Source organism: Okeania sp. SIO2B9 (genome assembly GCF_010672505.1).
In the GTDB taxonomy this organism is placed as follows: domain Bacteria; phylum Cyanobacteriota; class Cyanobacteriia; order Cyanobacteriales; family Microcoleaceae; genus Okeania; species Okeania hirsuta.
In genome coordinates, this window is record NZ_JAAHGK010000710.1 from 1 (window position 1) to 4,035 (window position 4,035).

A 4,035-nucleotide genomic window follows, 5' to 3' on the forward strand; every position below is an offset into this window, starting at 1 on the left:
TCTGTTGCCTGTTGCCTAAAAGCGATAAATTTTTGGCTTTATTCAAAATTGAGATGCACCCTTATATTGAACGCTTTAATCATACTCTTCGTCAGTGAATTTCCCATCTTTTTAGGAAGACTTTATCCTTTAAAAAAAAATTGGAAAATCATTTAATCTCTATATGAAATTTAATACATTATACCAATTCCCAAAAATAATGCTATAGTTTATATGCGAATTCAGTTATTAAGTGATAATAATGCTTCAGTAATGTTTGCATGCGATTATCGGTATTAAAGCAAAATATCTTATTTCTTTTCGCCCTACTCCCTACTCTCAAGGATATTTAACAATAATGCGTTAAAAATGGTATTATTCTGATGCAATGCCCGCCCCAATTTTAGAATATTGCTACATATTTACCGAGAAATTGTGGGTATGCGCCTCCCCTTTTAAGGGAATAAAAAAAAGAGAATATTTCTTATTTAAAGCCTCCTGATTGCAGAGATACTGATAACTGATAACTGTTAACTGATAACTGAAATTACCACGTTGGGAATAGTTCTAATATTCTTGATATTTAACCACTTTTGAACTGCCAAAACTTTTGATACATAGCAGTCGAAAGAAAGGTTAAGGCTTATCAAAAGCTGAAAATTCAGACAAAGTAAGATTTTTCCTTTTTCCTTTTTATCTCTTCCTTCTTACTTCTTCTAATCAGTTATGATAAGATACCATAACTATATCCAGTTCTACAAACCTACCATTTCATAAATTTTGAGGGTGTTTGAGCTATTACCAATTATCCATTACCCATGAATGAATAAAATGCCTAATTCAAATTTTCAACCTTTAGATAATTATTCAGTTGAGTCAGAAGAAAATAAAAACGACCAAAATGACGAAATGGAAGTTATAGAATCTTATAATCCTGAAACTAAGGTAATGCTGGAGCGGTTTATTTTAGTATTAATAGCAATTGGATTAATCGTAGGAGCAATTTTATCGGTTGGAGTTGTTTATATTCTTGATAAAACTGGATTTACAACTCCCCCCAGTCAACAACCAATAAATCTAGGAAACTAAAAAGCGACTGCTCTATCTCAATTCTATCTCAATTATTATCTATCTAGATGGCAAACATATTAGTGAGTAGATAAAAACTACCTGAGTAGTTATTTTTTTGTATTTACCTATGTGATAATATCTAATAATCTAATAATATTTAGGGATTTAATTATGACAGATTCTCAACAAGTTCCTGTAGATGAAAAATTTGTGCCTTTTCTTCAGAAAGTTCAAACTCAGGCAGGATTACCAGATATTTACGATGCCAGAGATATTAGTGTTATTGTCTTTCGTACAATGCGAGATTTAATGACAACAGAAGCATCTAATCAGGTAGCTTCAGATTTAAATTCTGGTAGTGAAAAACCAGACCCAGATGAAATAGCAGAACTTTGGAAAGATAATAATCCACTTGTTGCTTTTCTGAGTAAAATTCGACCACCACTTACATTTGATGGTGATACTTTTATTTTCCGAGTGAATCAAGAATCAGGTGTTCCTAAAGGAATAGCACCGGAAACTGTAATTAAAGCTGTTTTTTCTGCGACAAAGGAAGAACTTTCTCCAGAAAGAATTCAAGAAATAGCTAATTTCATGCCAGATAAAGTTAAGGTTATGTGGAACGAAGCTTAGGAGATTAATATTTTTTCCACTCTTTAAAATAACTAGGTTTGTTAGTGCAGTATTTTTTAGGAAAGGAGGAATAAAGAAGGAATAGAAAAGATTTTTTTTAATTTTCAGCACTGCTATAGCTATCCTAGATAGAATATGAACATTAGCTATATATCAAGAGAATTAACCCTCAGTATTTAGATAACTAAAATTTGTTCAAAATCTATTTAGGACAGCTATATATCATCATCTTCAGTTCGCAAAGATTTGCTGATAATTTTAATTAACTTCTTTCTAGCTTTCATCCTTCTTCCTAATCTTTAATCATCGTAAATACAAGGATTAAATTTAATCTTATACTCGATCAAAACAAAATCCTGCTAATCACAAAAACTACCCTTTCCATAAAATAATTTTTGAGATTTTGACTCAGTTAGCCTCCTACGGAGGAACTGTGTTAAAATTCGAAGAATGCGGGTTTCATACCTGTCACAAAGGCGCACCACTAATTTCCTTAAATAAGCGTAGAGGTCTTATACCAATTTGAAAAAAGAATGCTACAAAAAAAAAGCTGAAAATCATGCTTAAAAATAACTTCTCCAATCCGATAAACTACCTATTTCAATATTTACAATATCTGCGAGTGAGAAAATTTTAGACTTAAGGCCAAAAATATAGATTAAGCGGTTGTTTTGCTGGCGCACAACTGCGTTAACGCTGCGCGACATCTTTGCGGAGCATGGCCTAGGAAAAAGTGGAGCTTCCCGAGGGGTAGGATAGCTTTGATAGCGCACAACTACGTTAACGCGTCAGCGTCCTGTAGGGAATGGTCTCCTCCCCATATCCAATCCACCAAGAGAGACGCAACTACATTTTCTGAATTTAGTATTAAAGCAAATGTTAAAAATCTGGATAAAACAATGACATTTTTATTTTTTATCTATCCCAGATTGAATATTAAAAAACTTACTCTCACTCTCCAAAAAATTGGCGGATAAAATTGTATAAATTTTAGGATTATCAGGGCAGTCATGCAAAATTAAAAAAAGGTGCTAATATTCAAAAATAAATAATGATTAATTATTTATTTTGAAAAGAACAAGATTTACTAAAAGAATTTTTTTATATTGTAGGGCGACAGCTAGTGACAAAGTAAAAGAGAAGTTTTAAACCTTAAATTATTGACAAAATTACCTGCCAAACTATTAAATAATTTGCTTTTATGCCGACTCCTGACTCTCTAACTTAAACCACAGATACTTATATATCCTCGCCTATTTCTTAATTATTTCTCAGGTTAGACTCAGTTTATCTAGATTTAATTATAAATGTCTGTAATTAATAATTAAATTAAAAAATCTATAAATTGAATTTTATCAAACATCACTATTTTATGACATTTGCTATTACTGTTATATTTGAGTGTAGGAATAACTAATGATTGTTTTCCTAACTCTAAACCAACTATTGAATCAAATACTAATACCAATTTGATAAATGTTTGCTACAAATAGCTAGGCTATTTATTAGGAGTCAACCCACCCGCGCGCCCCTCCCAGGAGGGGAAGTCAGGAGTCAGGAGTCATAATGAATGGCTTTAATACCATTTTTAGAGTGTAAATTATCTTTTTTGTCAAAGGAACATTTACTGTAAAATATTTTTATCGCACTTATTATTCGTAACATTCTTTTTTCAAATTGGTATAATACAAGTGGAGCGATCGCCCAAAACTCTGACCCTAGTAAAAATCTCTGTACTGGTAAAAATTCTTAAACAAACATCTACAAAAAAAATAGAATAGCTATCTGTAGCACTGACCTCATAACCTACTTTAGTCAAAGTTAATTAGTGCGAGGAAGCGGTAAATACAATTGTTAATGAAAAACTTGATTTAAACTATAGTAAAGGAGTACAAAAGTTATTGAAAAAATAGATGCCTAGCCATTTTAGAAAAGTGGTAATTAATTATTAAAATTAATATCATTAATCAAAATATAATGATGAAAAAAATCATAAAAATGTAAATATCAAATTTACTTCAATCAATACTTATCTGTAAAAAAAATAGATCACAATTTTTTAAACTCCTTATTATTAAATAATAACAATGATTCAGACAGCTTTTACACCTTTCAAAACCAAACTTGATAAAACCTTAACTAAGAAAAAAATTACTGTTTTACAAATTAACCTTGGCAAACGTTGTAATCTTGCCTGTACCCATTGTCATGTTGAAGCGAGTCCGAAACGAACAGAAGAACTTTCCCCAGAAATTTGTGAACAATTAATTGAACTAATTAATAGATTTCCTCAAATTCAAACAGTTGACTTGACTGGCGGTGCACCGGAAATGAATTATGGTTTTAAACAAT

General features: G+C 31.1%; 4 protein-coding genes. 3 read left to right on the top strand and 1 reads right to left on the bottom strand.

The genetic code is table 11. The features are described 5' to 3' along the window. The first annotated feature begins 810 nt into the window (after positions 1–810). Both F6K13_RS22050 and F6K13_RS22055 read left to right on the top strand, forming a co-directional pair. Positions 811–1,068, top strand: a complete 258-nt coding sequence (locus tag F6K13_RS22050) for a hypothetical protein (protein WP_124143617.1) — start codon at positions 811–813, stop codon at positions 1,066–1,068. A 153-nt stretch (positions 1,069–1,221) separates the two neighbouring features. Next, positions 1,222–1,683, top strand: a complete 462-nt coding sequence (locus tag F6K13_RS22055; RefSeq protein ID WP_124143616.1) for a DUF2267 domain-containing protein — start codon at positions 1,222–1,224, stop codon at positions 1,681–1,683. Between the two features lie 1,672 nt (positions 1,684–3,355). Here the strand turns inward: F6K13_RS22055 and F6K13_RS22060 are convergent. Continuing rightward, positions 3,356–3,502, bottom strand: a complete 147-nt coding sequence (locus F6K13_RS22060) for a hypothetical protein (RefSeq protein WP_161564360.1) — start codon at positions 3,500–3,502, stop codon at positions 3,356–3,358. A 268-nt stretch (positions 3,503–3,770) separates the two neighbouring features. Between F6K13_RS22060 and F6K13_RS22065 the strand changes: the two genes are divergently transcribed. Continuing rightward, positions 3,771–4,035, top strand: a 265-nt coding sequence (locus F6K13_RS22065; protein ID WP_353735696.1) for a radical SAM protein, incomplete at its 3' end; no start/stop codon positions are given.

Bases quoted from the DNA above. Each gene is read 5' to 3' on its own strand.
- F6K13_RS22055 (WP_124143616.1), top strand. From the start codon at position 1,222: ATGACAGATTCTCAACAAGTTCCTGTAGATGAAAAATTTGTGCCTTTT.
- F6K13_RS22050 (WP_124143617.1), top strand. From the start codon at position 811: ATGCCTAATTCAAATTTTCAACCTTTAGATAATTATTCAGTTGAGTCA.